Origin of the sequence: Dyella sp. 2RAB6 (assembly GCF_052115385.1) — a bacterium.
GTDB lineage: Bacteria > Pseudomonadota > Gammaproteobacteria > Xanthomonadales > Rhodanobacteraceae > Dyella_D.
The window spans coordinates 95,505-110,130 of record NZ_JBFRGP010000004.1 but is presented as its reverse complement, the minus strand read 5'-3'; the positions used below and the strand labels follow the sequence as shown (position 1 = coordinate 110,130).

15 protein-coding genes are annotated in these 14,626 nt (G+C 65.2%); 7 read left to right on the top strand and 8 right to left on the bottom strand.

From position 1 onward, the window contains the following. Positions 1 to 19: 19 nt before the first annotated feature. The gene (locus AB4083_RS08315; protein WP_441607314.1) at positions 20 to 3,148 is read right to left on the bottom strand and encodes a TonB-dependent receptor; all 3,129 of its coding nucleotides are present in this window, start codon (positions 3,146 to 3,148) and stop codon (positions 20 to 22) included. 641 nt (positions 3,149 to 3,789) lie between these two features. Between AB4083_RS08315 and AB4083_RS08310 the strand changes: the two genes are divergently transcribed. Then, a complete protein-coding gene (locus tag AB4083_RS08310; RefSeq protein ID WP_441607313.1) occupies positions 3,790 to 3,963 on the top strand; it encodes a hypothetical protein in 174 nt (57 codons plus the stop codon). Positions 3,964 to 4,069: 106 nt separating this feature from the next. On the opposite strand, the gene AB4083_RS08305 is transcribed toward AB4083_RS08310, so the two are convergent. The 6 genes from AB4083_RS08305 to AB4083_RS08280 all read right to left on the bottom strand — a co-directional run bounded on the left by AB4083_RS08305 (position 4,070) and on the right by AB4083_RS08280 (position 8,952). Then, positions 4,070 to 4,708 (bottom strand): glutathione S-transferase family protein, encoded by a 639-nt coding sequence (locus tag AB4083_RS08305; RefSeq protein WP_441607312.1) that lies wholly within the window; start codon positions 4,706 to 4,708, stop codon positions 4,070 to 4,072. Positions 4,709 to 4,796: 88 nt separating this feature from the next. Beyond that, positions 4,797 to 6,041, bottom strand: a complete 1,245-nt coding sequence (locus AB4083_RS08300) for an autotransporter outer membrane beta-barrel domain-containing protein (RefSeq protein WP_441607311.1) — start codon at positions 6,039 to 6,041, stop codon at positions 4,797 to 4,799. A 214-nt stretch (positions 6,042 to 6,255) separates the two neighbouring features. Then, positions 6,256 to 6,639, bottom strand: coding sequence for a YciI family protein (locus AB4083_RS08295; protein ID WP_441607310.1), 384 nt, complete (start codon positions 6,637 to 6,639; stop codon positions 6,256 to 6,258). 266 nt (positions 6,640 to 6,905) lie between these two features. Beyond that, positions 6,906 to 7,607, bottom strand: coding sequence for a DUF4440 domain-containing protein (locus AB4083_RS08290; protein WP_441607309.1), 702 nt, complete (start codon positions 7,605 to 7,607; stop codon positions 6,906 to 6,908). After that, positions 7,604 to 8,344: a helix-turn-helix domain-containing protein gene (locus tag AB4083_RS08285; protein ID WP_441607308.1), complete on the bottom strand. Its 741-nt coding sequence runs from the start codon at positions 8,342 to 8,344 to the stop codon at positions 7,604 to 7,606. The genes AB4083_RS08290 and AB4083_RS08285 overlap by 4 nt, the downstream gene beginning before the upstream one ends. Before the next feature lie 107 nt (positions 8,345 to 8,451). Further along, positions 8,452 to 8,952, bottom strand: a complete 501-nt coding sequence (locus AB4083_RS08280; RefSeq protein ID WP_441607307.1) for a hypothetical protein — start codon at positions 8,950 to 8,952, stop codon at positions 8,452 to 8,454. A gap of 167 nt (positions 8,953 to 9,119) precedes the next feature. Here AB4083_RS08280 and AB4083_RS08275 point away from each other — a divergent pair, with 167 nt between their 5' ends. Both AB4083_RS08275 and AB4083_RS08270 read left to right on the top strand, forming a co-directional pair. Continuing rightward, entirely contained in the window at positions 9,120 to 10,202 is a 1,083-nt protein-coding gene (locus AB4083_RS08275; RefSeq protein WP_441607306.1) for a sensor histidine kinase, read from the top strand. Then, a complete protein-coding gene (locus tag AB4083_RS08270) occupies positions 10,199 to 10,978 on the top strand; it encodes a LytR/AlgR family response regulator transcription factor (protein WP_441607305.1) in 780 nt (259 codons plus the stop codon). The genes AB4083_RS08275 and AB4083_RS08270 overlap by 4 nt, the downstream gene beginning before the upstream one ends. 16 nt (positions 10,979 to 10,994) lie before the next feature. On the opposite strand, the gene AB4083_RS08265 is transcribed toward AB4083_RS08270, so the two are convergent. Further along, positions 10,995 to 11,582, bottom strand: coding sequence for a GrpB family protein (locus AB4083_RS08265; RefSeq protein ID WP_441607304.1), 588 nt, complete (start codon positions 11,580 to 11,582; stop codon positions 10,995 to 10,997). 94 nt (positions 11,583 to 11,676) lie between these two features. On the opposite strand from AB4083_RS08265, the gene AB4083_RS08260 reads away from it, so the two are divergent. From AB4083_RS08260 to AB4083_RS08245, 4 genes are all read left to right on the top strand, one after another. Beyond that, positions 11,677 to 12,279, top strand: coding sequence for a helix-turn-helix transcriptional regulator (locus AB4083_RS08260; RefSeq protein WP_441607303.1), 603 nt, complete (start codon positions 11,677 to 11,679; stop codon positions 12,277 to 12,279). A gap of 5 nt (positions 12,280 to 12,284) precedes the next feature. Beyond that, on the top strand, positions 12,285 to 12,788 hold the full coding sequence (locus AB4083_RS08255; protein WP_441607302.1) for a hypothetical protein: 504 nt from the start codon (positions 12,285 to 12,287) through the stop codon (positions 12,786 to 12,788). Next, positions 12,778 to 13,407, top strand: coding sequence for a DNA-3-methyladenine glycosylase (locus tag AB4083_RS08250; RefSeq protein WP_441607301.1), 630 nt, complete (start codon positions 12,778 to 12,780; stop codon positions 13,405 to 13,407). The genes AB4083_RS08255 and AB4083_RS08250 overlap by 11 nt, the downstream gene beginning before the upstream one ends. 356 nt (positions 13,408 to 13,763) lie before the next feature. Beyond that, on the top strand, positions 13,764 to 14,624 hold the full coding sequence (locus tag AB4083_RS08245) for a hypothetical protein (protein WP_441607300.1): 861 nt from the start codon (positions 13,764 to 13,766) through the stop codon (positions 14,622 to 14,624). Positions 14,625 to 14,626 lie beyond the last annotated feature (2 nt).

Below are 14,626 nucleotides of genomic sequence, written 5' to 3'. Positions count from 1 at the left end.
CCGGCCCCGTCGTTTCTTCTTACCTGTTGCTGTCTCCACCGAACTTGTAGGTCACGCCCAGGTAGTACTGCCGGCCCGGATACATCAACTGGACCAGGCGCGCGCGCGTGTCGCCACCGAGATAGGTGTGCGGCGTCGCCTTGTTGATGTTGATGACCGACGCGGTGACCATGAAGTGCTTGTTGATCTCATAGTCGCCGTTCAGATCGATCTGGTGATACGGCTGCGCGTAGATTGGCAAACCCGCGGCCAGGCCCTGCATGGTGCGGCCCGTCCAGTTCTCGCTGGCACGCAGCAGCAGGCCGTTCTTTTCGTAGAACAGCGAGACATTCGCCGCGTACTTCGCGCTGCCGATCAGCTCCGCCTTGCCCACCTCCGTATCGCCCAGCGTCACCGCGGTTTCGTTGGTCTTGTTGAGCGTGTAGTTGGCGATATAGCCGAAGCCCGAGTCCCAGGTGTGCTGCGCGTAGAGCTCGATGCCCTTCGACGTGCCGGAGCGGCCGTTGGCATTGGTGCTGTACTGGCGGAAGTTGGTCTGGGTACCGCCTACGTTTACGTCGATGTTGTTGACGGTGACCGGGACGACGAAGTTCTTCACCTTCTTCTGGAACAGGTCGATGCCGACCACACCGTGGGGGGCGTAGTACCACTCGCCGGCAAGGTCGAACTGAGTGGCAGTGAAGGGCTTCAGGTCGGCATTGGCGCCGGAACCGTACCAGCCCGGCAGCGGCGCGCCGAACTGCTTGCGGTCGTTGTAGTAGTCCTGGGTGTTGTTGGTGAGCTGGCCAAGCTGAGCCAGGTCGGTGTAGTTGGCGCGCGCCAGCGCCTGCGAGCCGGCGGCGCGCAGGACGAACTGCTCGGCGATCGTCCAGGCGATGTTGAAGCTCGGCAGGAGCTTGTTGTAGCGCTTGTTGGTGGTCGAGTTGGTGAAGTTCTCCACCACCGCCACTTCGCGCGGCAGGTACTGGAAGTCGCCCGGCGCGCACTTGCCGCCGCCCGCGTTGATGCCCGAAGCTGGGCAGATCAGAATGTTGCCGGCGGTATCGTGGTAGTACACCGCATTGTTGGTGGTGACCTGGTTGGCGACCGTGAGGTCCTGCTTGGTGGAAACGAAGCGCAGGCCGACGTTGCCGCGCAAGGTACCCGTGTCGAAGTTCGCCTGTACATAGGCGGCGGCGATCTTCTCGCCGATCGACGACTTGTTCTGCGGCTTGTTGTAGAGCACCCGGTCGTAGGTCGAATTGAGATGGTTGTAGTACGCCGGGAAATTGATCGCCGGGAAGATGCTGTCCTCGTAGGCATGGTTCGCGCCGTTGAGGTAATTCGGCAGGAGGAAGCTGGCCGGCAGCTGGCCCGCGTTCGGATCGCAGGTCTGGAACTGCGAGGTGGTGCCTTTGCAGTACCAGCGCACCTCGTTGCTCTGCTGCTCGGCATTGGCATCGCTGTACTTGGCGCCGAACTGCAGCGACTGCAGCCACGACGACTCGAACGCCCAGGTGAAGTCCGCCTGCGCGAAGTTCTGCGAGGTGCGGGTATTGACCATGTTGGAGCCGGTCGAACCCAGGTCGACCTGGCCCGCGCCGGCCAGCATGTTCTGCAGTACCGACTGGTCGGCGACGATGCCCGGCTTGCCGCTGAAGGTCCAGGCCGCGCCGGTGCTGCCGTCCACCCACTGGCCGTTCACGAAATTGCGCGGCTTGGCCGCCATGCCCAGTTCGATGGAGGGGCCGCCCTTGGCCCAGGTCCGGCCGACGTTGAACGAGCCGCTGAGGCTGCCGCCGTTATCCCATTCGCCTTCCAGGTTGAGGGTCTGCGAGGTGGCCTTCTCGACGGAGTAATTGCCGTTGAGCCACGGGATTTCCGTCGAACACACGTCGACCGCCTGGCGGGCGGCGCCCGTGACCGGGTTCACCGCGGCATTGCATCCGACACCCGCCGGCGGCAACACGTAGTTCGCCCCCGTGACGATCGTGCCGGACTTGTCGAAGGTCAGGCCGTTGGGCGCGAGCAGGCGGCCGTTCTGGTCGGCGTAGTTGCTGTTGTTGGGCAGGCCCCACTCGGGAATTTCCAGGGTGTTGGTGATCTGGGTCTGCTGGCGCTGGAAGCGGAAGTAGTTGCCGGTCAGCAGGAAGTGGTCGCTCGGCTTGAACTGCATCGTGGCCTGGGCGCCCTTGGTCTTCAGGGTCAGGTCGTTGCGGCTGGTGGCGAACTGCTGCGGCATCCAGAAGCCGTTGGAGACGTGCCCGGCCTGGTCGACGACGCCGTTGCCCCACAGGTCGATGTTGTTGTTGACCGCGGACGGATACGGCCTGCCGTTGACGTTCACCGGCGACTGAGTGCAGGTGGTGTGGTCCGTGCAGTTGTCCGACCACCAGTGCCAGCTGGTGGCATCGGCTTCGTAGGTGGTCGCCTGGCGCTTCTGGTAGGAGCCCGCGACGAGGACGCCGAAGGTTTCGTCCTTGTTCTTCCACGACCACAGCGCGGAGACCTGCGGCTCCGTCTTCGAGCTCGTGTCGGAGCTCGCGGAGGTGCCGGAGATGAAGCCCTCGTTCGCCGCCATCTCCAGCGGACGGCGCGTGCGCAGGTCGACGTTGCCGCCGATGCCGCCTTCGTCCAGGCGCGCTTCAAGACTCTTGTAGAGCTTGATGTCCGCGAACATGTTGGCCGGGAACAAGGTGTAGTTGAACGAACGCGAGAGGCCCGCCGACGTGTCGGCCGACGCCACGTAGTTGCCGTTCAACTGGGTCAGCGTCAGCTCGGGCGCAAGGCCACGGATGCTGACGGTCTTGCCTTCGCCCGACTCGCGGCTGATCACCACGCCGGGCACATGCGCCAGGGCATCGGCGATGTTCTTGGCCGGAAACTGCGCGATGTTCTGCGCATTGATCACTTCGACGATCGAATTGGAATCGCGCTTGTCCTGCATGTTCTGGTCGACCGACTGGCGGAAGCTGGTGACGACGACCGTTTGCAAGGTGGTGGGGTTACGGTTGTCCCCATTCTTGTCCTTGCCGGCTTTCTTCTCGTCGGTGCTGCTGGATTGCGCGCCGTCGGCGGCCTGTTGCGGTTGCGCTGCCGGCGTGGCGGCGGGTGTCGCGGCAGCTGCGGCCGGCTGCGTGGCAAAGGCTGCCGTGGGTGCGTTGCCCATGGCTAAAGTGGCTAAAGCGAGTGCGATGTACAAAGGTTTGCGAGTGAACACATGCGACTGGTAAGTCATTGCTCTCCCCTACATGGTGCGCGCCGTTTTGCATCGGCGCGGGTATCCCCCGTTCGATCACGTGCTGCTGATACGCGCTGCGCTGCCCTCCCTTTCGAATTGGATCGATTGAAACTAATGGCGCCGGCAAGCCCCTCAGTTCCATCGTCTCCGCGATATGAACTGAATCACACTTGATTTGGATCGATCTAAATCCCCTGGCGCCAAATTAAGGCCCCGAACAGGCGAGGTGTCACGCTGCGACGCAAAAAGGAGCTTGGTGGGACGAGGGTTTCGGACGGCTGGATGGCCGGCTGAGAGGGGTGGGATGTAAGGCTTGGGCTCGCTTCACGACCCAGCTATCGCCATTCCGGCGTAGGCCGGAATGACGGTGTATTGCGTGGGCCGGCACGTCACCCTGCGCGACGGCGAAAACTGCTGGCGCCGCAACCCACTTCATCAATCAAGCCGCCCGGCGCCCAGTCTTTCGGCTGTCGGTGAATCTTCGAGTCCGTAAGGTCGACGGCACGCCGAGCTGTTGGCGGCGTGCCGTTTTACGCGGCGAGGACGCGGCGCTTAGCAAGGAGCTGCTTATGAACAGCTATGGCGAACCGTGGATCACGCGCCACGCGAATTATTTCTCCGATCCTGACGCCAGCCCGGATGCCCTGCTTAACATCGACATAGGCGCACGCTGTGCGGCGCAAGCACATGGCCGCATGCATTGGCTGCAGGTACAGCATAAGACGGCACAACCCTCGGCGTAGGTTGGGGTGAGCAAAGCGAACCCCAACAATGCGCTGCGTTTGGACGTGGCCATGTTGGGGTTCGCCTGCGGCTCACCCCAACCTGCGCTTGCCCAGGGCAAATTTACTACGCGGCATTGATCGCCAACTGCGCCGCAAACGCCCGCTGGTACGCAGGCCGCGCTTCCCCACGCGCCACATACGCCGCCAGCGTCGGAAACTCATCCAGAATCCCCGACGGCCGCGACCTCAACAACACCGACACCATCAACAGGTCCCCGGCACTGAAGGCACCATCGAGCCAATCCGCATCACCGAGCCGCGCCGCCAGCAACTGCAGCCGCTGGCGAATACGGTCCTGCACCAAGGGCATCCGCTCCTTGGCCCAAGGCTGGTCGCCTTCCAGGAACTTGACCGTCACGATTTCAAGAATCGACGGCTCCACCGAATTCAGCGCCGCGAACATCCAGGTAATCGCACGCGCCCTGGCTTGCGCATTGCGCGGCAGCAGATCCGCATGATGCTCGGCGATATGGAAAACGATCGCGCCGGTCTCGAACAACTCCAGCCCGTCTTCCTCATACGTGGGAATCTGGCCGAAAGGATGCAGGCGCATATGCGCAGGCTCCTTCATCGCACGAGGCGACACCAGCCGGACCTCGTAAGGCAGCCCCGCCTCCTCCAGTGCCCAGCGCACACGCGTATCGCGCGCCAGCCCCTTGCCGCCATCGGGCGACCGCTCGAACGCGGTAATGGTGATGCTCATCGTCAGCTTCCTCCGTGCATAAGGTCAAAGTATGTGCACCCTGCACGTGGTGCGCGAAGGCGATGGTCATCGCCCTCGCGCACACCGTTCAGAAGCGCACCGACATCGCTGCAGTTACATTTTGATCGAGCAGACGCTGACTGCCGGCCTGGCCGGTATAGGTCAGCGAGAACACTGCGTCGGGCGCCAGCGTGAAATCTAGGCCGGCATCGAGCACACCGACGTTGCGGCTCACCACCAGCCCCTGCACGTTGTAGGCGCTGCCGCCCGCGCGGAACACCAGCGCATGGTTGACGTCCACATCGCCGGTGGCATGGCGCCAGGCCAGGCCGGCGCGCGCATTCACCGCCACCGTGCCGAGCTGGAAACTGTCCGCCACGAAATGCACGCCCAGGGTGGAGTACGTCACGTCGGCATCGTGGCTGCCGCCGGCAAGCGTCGCTGCGCCACCGGATTCGCGAAACGCTTCGAAGCTCTGCCGCACCTGGGCCAGTTGCAGATAGGGCTGCAAGGTGCTGCCGCCCCAATGCATGCCATAGCCGAGTTCGCCGAAGACCTGCGCGGTATGACCGTAGTAATCCGTGCCGAGATGCGCCGCGGCGAGTCCCGGCACCTGCACCAAGCGGTCGGTGGCGATGTCGTGACGCACATACGCCGCACCCAGCTTGAGCGTGAACGCGCCCCACTGCGTGCCCGCGTAGGCGCCGTAGGTGGTGTCGTGCGTGGTGGCGGTTGAAGTGCGGCTGTCGGCGTCGAGGCGCGCATGGTCGTAGCCGAACAACAGGCCCACGCGCCAGCGGTTGGCGAAGATCAGCGTGTCGACGCCGCCCATCACGCCGCCCATGTCGCGCGTGATGGCGCCGGCATTGCCGTTGTTGCCCTGGTGGCTCCAGCCACCGGCGGCCTGCGCCCACAGATGGCTGCCATCGGCGCAACCGGCCGCGCAGGAGAGCCGGGCGAAGGCGGCGTCCCGGGCAAAATGGCTGCCTTCGATCATCTGCGTGCCCACCGCGGCGTGGATTTCGCCGGAGAGCTGGTCGTAGGCGGCGCGAGCCACGGCAGGGTCGGCGGGCCACTGGCTTTGCAGCGCCGTCCGCAGCGCGCTGCGGGCGGGCAGCGATTGCAGGGCCTTGGCCACCGCCACCTGGTTGGACGAACCGGTAGCGACGAAGGGCTGGCTCTGCGCGAAGGCGCTGGAGAACGGTGCGGCCGCCGCCAAGGCCACGCCGATGGCCAGCACGTGGCGGACACGTCGGCGAGCGGCGTGAACGGACGGCTGATGATGCCGGGTGCCAGCCCACGGCGCGGCGGGATTGCGGTTGCGGATATCCATGCAAAGCTCTCGATGATCGCCACCGGGCGTGGCAACCACCGAGTATCTGCATCGCACTGCAATTTTATGTGTGCGTGGAGCAGCGACGCTCCCGCAGCGTGCAATGGCACACACTCGCGGTTTCAAAGCGGTACATACACCGCTGCGACGACTACGCACCAAGACTTCATTTAGCCCGGGGCGATCGACGCCGATGTGCACATACCTGAACATGTCAGGCGCCCGTATCCAGTCCAAGATCGTCCATCTCGTACAAGGGACGGATCTCGATCTCGCTCGGCCCCGGCATCGGATTCGGACAGAGCTTGACCCAGGCGATCGCCTCGTCGAGATCCTTCACTTCCCACAACCAGAAGCCCGCCACCAGCTCCTTGGTCTCGGCGAACGGCCCGTCGATGAGCAGGCGGCTCGCACCATCGAACGCGATCCGCTTGCCCTGCGAGGACGGCGTCAGGCCATCGGCGGCAAGCAGGATGCCCGCCTTGGCCAGCTCGTCGTTGTACCGGCCCATCGCCTCGAGCATCTGCATGTTCTCGGGCGTGGGTTTGAAGCCCTGCTCGCTGTCTTCGGTCGCTTTGACCAGCACCATGACGCGCATCGTCGGTCTCCTCGGTTTGGGCCGGCATGAGCGGCCTTACATGGGAGCGACGAACGAGCGGGCCGGAAATCGACAGCGTCGGGAAAATTATTTCCCGGCATCACCCATCAATTCGACGCGGACATCGGGCGGCTGAATCAGCGCGCCTGAAATCAGGGGGTTTCACCCGCCCAGGCATGGATGCAATCGGCATCGTCAACCACGGTTGTCGCCTTTGCACGGGTGCGCCCGGAAGCGAGCGCGATGGGGAATCGCGCCACTCTGGTCTAAGGCAGTTTCGTCCAGATCACATCATGCCCTTCGCGGCGCAAGGCGAACGCCATAACCTTGCCCTGCCCGTCGCGCTGGAAAACCAGGCGCTTGCGCGGTTGCCCCTTGAGGAACAGCACGTCGGCGACTTCGGCCAGCAGCGGCTGCAGCGGCGCACCCTCGACGCCGCCCACCAGGACCCCGTGCTCGATACGCACGACATAACGCAGGTCCGGCGCCGCCTGGTAACGCCCCGCATATTCGGCCAGCGTTGCGGCCGGCAGCTTGACCGCCGGCGGGTCGTCGTTGACCACGTAGACGTGCGCGGAGGCGAGCTTCCACTCGTTCCGTTCCAGGCGCCAGGTTTCGGTCATCAGGTAGTGCGCCAGCAGCGCCTGGCCGTGGAACATCTCGTGTTCTTCGTCCTGGTGGATGACGAATGCGCTGTCGCCGTGCCGCTGCACGCGATAGCTGGTGATCGCAATCGAGCCGCTGGCGCCGTGCGGGAGCGGCACCAGCGATTTGAGAAAGGCCTGGCGATCCATGATCGCGCCGTTTTCGTCGACATAGATGGCGTCGTCCGCCAACGTGCGTTCCCACAATCCGCGGTCGCCGGGAGCGATTGCATCGAGCAGGGCCTGGTCCTTGGCGCGCAGCGTGGTTTCGAGCGAGGTAGCGGCGGGGCCGGCCAGTGCAACGGCGAGGATGAGAGCGATCATGGCGCCAGCCTGGCGTCAGTGCCTGCGCCCGTCTTGAACGAATGTGACTTGCCGCGCCAGGCTGTCGGCGCGGCACCGGTCAAGCGGGAAACAGCGCGCGTCATGTGGGCCTGGTCGGCGAAACCGCAATCGCCGGCGATCGCCGCCAACGGCTCGCGCTGGCCGGTGATGCGCAACCACGCGGCGCGTGCGCGCGCTTCCGCGCGAAAACGGATCGGCGACACGCCATACAGGCGACCGAACCCGCGCGAGACGGTCTCGCGCGCGAGGCCGATACGCTCGGCCCATGCGCCGATCGCCATCGCATCGGGTTCAACCAGGACCGCGGCGAGCGCGTCGGCCGGATCTTCCATCAGCGAAGGCAATACCTGCCGTTGCGCCAACTGCTCCCGCAGCGCTGCCGCTGCTTCCAGCACATCCCGCTCCGCCAGGCGCGCAAGCATGTCCACATCGCAACCGGCGTGGACGCCGCCGCGTCCCTCATCGCGCGGCCACGGCAGGCGCAATACGGTAAGCCCGGCGCTGAGCATGCGGTCTGCATGGCAGTCGAGCGTTGGCTGGACCAGTACGTCGCCCGCCGCGATGCGCATGCGCCCGGCATAGCTGCATTGCTCGAAGCGGCCGCGCAACAGCACCGTGGCGTATGCCTCGTAGTGCTGGTGCCTGGGCAGCGCATAACCGGGCGCGAGGCGCTCGATGCCACGCCGTGCGGTGCGGAAGCCGTGTGGGGTCGCCATGCATCGAACCTCGCGCGTTTCGCCGTTCTATAGCAACGGTGGCCCGCGGAGGGAAGTGCGGATGGTCGGGTAGTGCACCATCCGCACCCAGCTGCGCCGACGCCGGATCAATGATCCATTGCGGCAGCGACCTTCGCCGGCAACGGCTGATGGAAGCGCGCGGCAAGCACGGCTATGGGAATGCCCACCAGCGCGACATGGCTCAGCCATTGCTCGCCCAGGTTGACCAGGGTCATGTGCTGCAGGATCGACGGCCAGCGCAGCGGCAGCACCAGCAGGTACATCACGCACCACAAGCCCAGGCCATACAGGCTGCCCGCGATGAAGGGATGCCGTCCGGTCCACGACCACCGGCGCACCAGCAGCACATAGACCGAGACCATCGCGCTCATGATGGCGAAATGCAGCACCAGCCCCGCGAGCATTCCGGCTAGACCCGCGTTGCGCGCGCCGGGCCAGACGCCCGCGGCGATGGAGAACAGCACGGCGAGCGGGGGATGGCCGTCGATGACGGCATAGACGAAGGCCGAGGCCAGGTCGAGGCATCCCGCGACCAAGGTCGCCTTGATGATGAGTCGTATCGACTCGTTGTTTCTATCGTTCGCCATTGCGTGCTCCCGCAGTCCAGGCAAGACCCCTCGCTGGAGTCGGCTGGCAGGCTAGCAACCGCTTCCGGGTGGCGGTTGCGCTTTTCGGCAGGCGGACCGCTCGCGACCGTCAGCCGGTACGCCGGCGACTTCCGTGCGTGCGCGGCGTGGCGCAAACTGTTTAACCCATGGCGGAATCCATCGATCCCAGGCAGCGCCCCCGGTTCTGGCTGATCCACTGCGGTGGATGGCTGGGCTATGGCCTCGTCAGTGCGCTGGGCGCGCTACCGTATCGCAATGCGTTTCCGGTGCTGATGTATTTTCTCGGCACCACGGCGATGGCGTTTCTGGCCAGCCCGATCATTCTCGCCATCAGTTACCGGCTGGCCGTTGCCAAAGCATCGTGGCCGCGGACCTTCGCCGTGGTCATCGCCTGCGCCTATCCCATGGGCATCCTGTGTTCGACCACCGGCGCCGCGCTCGAAACGGTATTCGGCCATCCACCCGCTGCGTCTTCGCAGTGGTATTCCATTCTCTTCGTCGGCTTTGCCAACGCCTTCAGCCCTACCCTGATGCTGGCGGCCTGGGCTGCGCTGTACCGCGGCGCCTGGCACTGGCAGGAAGCGCAGCAGCGCGAGCGCCAGTGGCTGCTGGCCGAGACGCTGGCGCGCGAGGCGGAACTCAAGGCGCTGCGCTACCAGATCACCCCGCACTTCCTGTTCAACACGCTCAATGGGGTGTCCACCCTGGTCGGCGAAGGAGAGACCACGGCAGCACGGCGCATGATCGCGCTGCTGGCGGACTTCCTGCGCTCCACCCTGGAGCCCACCCGGCAGGGGGACGTGAGCATGGCGAAGGAACTCACCCAGGTGCAGCAGTACATCGAGATCGAGCAGATCCGCCTCGGCTGGCGCCTGGCCGCCACGGTGCAATGCGATGCCGACGTGCTGGATACGCCAGTGCCGCACCTGTTGCTGCAGCCGCTGGTTGAGAATGCGATTCGCCACGGCATCGCGCCGTTCGTCGAAGGCGGCAGCTTGTCGCTGGCGGTGACCGGCGCCGGCGACGCCGTGCGCATCGCCATCCGCAACCGTGCCGGCGGGATGCCCGGGAAACGCCTGCAAGGCGGCGGACTGGGGCTTGCCAATACGCGCGCGCGGCTGGCCGCCCGTTACGGCGAGGATTATCGCTTCGCCGCGGACGTCGCCGAAGGCGGCTGGGATACGGTCATCGATATTCCGCGGCACGCCGCGGTGAGTGCCCAGGCATGATCCGCGCGCTCATCGTCGATGACGAGCCGCTGGCGCGCCGCGGCGTGCGCGTCTGCCTGCGCCGGGCCGAGGATATCCAGATCGCCGGCGAGGCCGACTCGGGCCAGAGTGCGCTGGAACTGATCCGCTCGCTTCGTCCCGAGCTGGTGTTTCTCGACGTGCAGATGCCCGGCATGGATGGCTTCGAGATGCTGTCCAGGCTCGCGCCAGGCGAGCTGCCGCTGGTGGTGTTCCTTACCGCATACGACGCTTACGCGCTGGAAGCATTCCGCGTGCATGCGCTGGACTATCTGATGAAGCCGATCGACGACGATCGCTTCGACGAAGCGCTGCGCATTGCACGGCATCGCCTGCAACAGCAGCGCGCCGGCGTGGAAGTCGACAAGCTGCTGCGCCTGCTGCAGGCCGGCGCTGCTTCCGGCGACACGTGGCTGACCCGCTTCGAGGCCAGGCAAGGCGGCCAGACCGTGTGGGTGCCCGCGGACCAGGTCGACTGGATCGAAGCCAGCGGCGACTACGTGATCCTGCACGTCGGCCCGCGCCTGCATATGCTCCACGCGAGCATGGATGGCATCGAGCAGCGGCTGGATCCGGCACGCTTCGCGCGGATCCACCGCTCGGCCATCGTTGCGCTGGATCGCGTGCGCAAGTTCGGCCTGCTGCCGACGCGCGATGCGCTGCTGACGCTGGCCGATGGCACCGAGTTGCGCGTGAGCCGGCGCTTCCGGCATCGGCTGCGGCTGGAACACATCGGAATGCTCGGGCCTTCGTCCTGAAACGCGGCGCCGGTACTCAGGCGCCGAGATTGGCGCGGCGAACCTTGCGCAAAGCCTCTTCCCGGCAACCCGCTTCGCTCAGCACGGCCAGCAGGAAATCCGTCTTGCCCTTGCTGTAGCGCAGCGGATCGTCGGAGCAATGTTCGGCCAGCCGCAACTTCAGATCGCCATAGGCCTGCGCAAGCGGCGGGTTCTCGCGCAGGTAGTCGCGCACCAGCAGATGGTTTTGCAGCGCCACGCAGCCGCGCACGCAGGCATACAGATGGTGTGCAGGCAGATCCAGTGGGGGTTCGAATGCTTCGCGATCCTCGATGCCCAGGTCGCCGACATGCACATAGCCGATGCCGGCCAGGCGCTCGATGACCGCGGCCATCCCGTCGCGCGTTGCGACGATCAGGTCGATATCGATGATGGGCTTGGCCGCGAGTCCCGGCACCGAGGTGCTGCCGACGTGCTCGATGGCGTCGACGGTGCCCTGGACGGCGCCCCCGATGCCCGCCTTCAGGCGCTCGAATGTCAGCGGCCACTGCGGATCGTAGGGCAGCACCTGCACTCTCCGTCGAGGCAGGCCGGGCAGGTCGGACGGATTCGAGTTCGGGCTCATAGGGGCGGCACTATAGATCAAATAGTTGATACTGACTAGTTGATTGCAACCATAACGATACCCACACTCCTTCCCTGCAGCGACAGGAGGCCCAGTGAGCAGCCGAAAAGTGTCCAATCCGCTGGCCCTGGCCGTGATGGCCTGGTTGTTGACCGGTCCCATGCACCCCTATGAGCTGGGCAAGCGGCTCAAGGAGACCGGCAAGGACCGCAACATCAAGTACAACCGCGGCTCGCTCTACATGGTGGTGGAGCAGTTGCTCAAGGCCGGCTTCATCGTCGAGCACGAAACCCTGCGCGACACCTTGCGGCCCGAACGGACGGTCTATGCGCTGACCGCCCAGGGTCGGCAGGAGCTGTACGACTGGATGCGCGAATGGACCGCCAAACCGCAGCACGAATACCCGCAATTCGGCGTGGCGCTCTCGCTGTTGAGCGTGATGGAGCCCAGCGAAGCCGTGGAGCTGCTGCAGAAAAGGCAGCGCACCATGCGGGAGCAGATCGACACCATCGAGTCGATGCTCGGGCAGGCCAGGCAGGATGGCGTGCCGTGGATCTACCTCATCGAAGAGGACTACCGGCTGGCCGTGCTGGCGGCCGAGTACAGCTTCGTCAGCCAATTGGCCGAATCGCTCAACCGTGCCGACTATCTCGAAACCTGGAACACCTGGAAGGCTTCGCTGGGCCAGGGCCAATAGCGCGCATGAAACAACCAAAGTATTCGCAGGCGGAAATCGAACGGCGCTGGCTGGTAGCGCCTCCGTATCTGGCCGAGCTTGCCGATCAGGCCTATCGCATCATCGACGACCGCTATATCGAGCGCAGCCTGCTGCGCCTTCGCCGCATCGAGGCAGCCGATGGCGAGGTGGTCTACAAACTCTGCAAGAAGTACGGCCGCGCCGATGCGCTGCCGAACCCGATCACCAATATCTACCTGTCGCAGGATGAATACCTGACGCTATCCGCGTTGCCCGGCACACCGGTGCGCAAGCAGCGCTATGCCGTGGAAGGTGGCGCCATCGACGTCTATCCGTCCTCGCCACCGCTGGCGATCTTCGAGATTGATTTCGACTCCGAACAGGCAGCGGCGAACTACACACCGCCACCCTTTACCGGCGTAGAAATCACCGACGACAGCGCTTACTCGGGAGCGGCGCTTGCGGCGCGATTCGCCACGCGCACAAGGGAGAACCAGCGTGGCTCGTAGCAAAGCAGCGCCGATCCACTGGCCCGGCACACCGCTGCCGCGGGCTTTCTACGATCGCCCCGCCACCACGGTCGCGCCCCTGCTGCTCAACAAGATTCTCGCCACGGTGGATGGCCGCGCAGGCCGCATCGTGGAAGTCGAAGCCTACGCCGGCGCGGTGGACCCGGCCGCGCACACCTACCGCGGCAAGACCCCGCGCAACGCCACCATGTTCGGGCCGCCCGGACATCTGTATGTCTACTTCACCTACGGCATGCACTGGTGCGCCAACTGCGTCTGCGGTCCGCAGGGCGCCGGTTGCGCCGTGCTGATCCGCGCGCTGGAACCGCTGCATGGATTGGCGCTGATGCGCGCGGCGCGTCCGCGCATCGCAGTCGACCGCGATCTATGCCGCGGCCCGGCGCGCCTGACCCAGGCGCTCGGCATCGACCGCGCACAGGACGGCATCGACCTGGTTGACGCATCGGAAGGCTTCACCGTCGTCGACGACGGTACGCCACCACCCGATCACGCCATCGGCGGACCGCGCATCGGCATCAGCGTGGCCAAGGATTTCCCATGGCGCTGGTATGTGCACGGCAATCGGCATGTCTCCGGCACGGCCACGCAACGAGCCTAGCTGCGGTTGCGCACAACGCACACATCGTTCGAAACGTTCGAAACGTCAAAGCCACAAGCTCACGACTTCCTCACGCCGCGACCGCGAACGCCGCAATGCGCGCGCATGACATCTGCCTGCAACCCAGATAGCCGCACCGCTTCACAGAAACACAGCGGACACGCCCGCTAGATTCCCCGCGCCAAGCCTCAAGTCCGCATGGAAGCCGGTACCGGGCATCACCGCCAGCACCCTCCATGCGTGCCCGATCGCCGGCGCGCCGTTCCCGACGAAACCCTTCGTCCTGCACGGGCGCCTTACCCGCGCATGGCTTTCGCGCCGTGCGCCCATTCAAGGAGGGAACTGACGTGCGACGTTTGATCGGAACTTTAATCGGAACTTTGCTGTTCGCCCTGGCCTGCGCCACGGCCAACGCGGCCACTGGCGTAGCCCTGGTGCACGGCACCGGCAAGCAGACCGACGCGGCCAACGACTATTGGCAATCGGCCATGGTCGAAGGCGTGCGCGGCGGCTTGACCGACAAGCAGAACCTGCTCGTCGTCAACTGCGACTTCGAGCAATACATGTGGGACAACCGCGCCGCCGGTTGCCTGGCGCAGCAGCTCACCGACTTCATCAACAGCCGCAATATCGACCGCCTGATCGTCATCACGCATTCCAACGGCGGCAACGTGATGCGCTGGATCCTGTCCAACCCCACCTACGACGCGCGCTATCCGAACATCATCCGCCGCATCGTGCGGATCGACGCGATCGCGCCGTCCAGTGCGGGCACGCCGCTGGCCGATGCGGTGATCAACGGCAACGTGTTCGAGTCGGCGCTGGGCTGGCTGCTCGGCTACCAGAACGACGCGGTGCGCATGCAGCAGGTGAGCTGGATGGCCACCTACAACCAGCAGAACCTGCTGGGCACCGCCGGGCGCCCGTCCCTGCCGGTGAGCTTCCGCGACGTCGTCGGCACGGACGTGACCTCGGGCGTGTGGAACAGCGACAGCTACTGCGGCGGCTATGCGCAAAGCGTGGGCCTGGAGATCACCCAAAACTGGCTGGACAGCTGTTCCGACGGCTTCATCAACTGCAGCAGTGCCTCGGCCGCCGGCAGCGTGTGGTTCCGCGATACGCAGCGCACCAGCGGGGGCGCGGTACTGAACCACAACCAGAGCCGCCGCGCCTGCTTCGGCCTGGAATCCGTCCTCGCCAACGACATCAAGGGATAAGC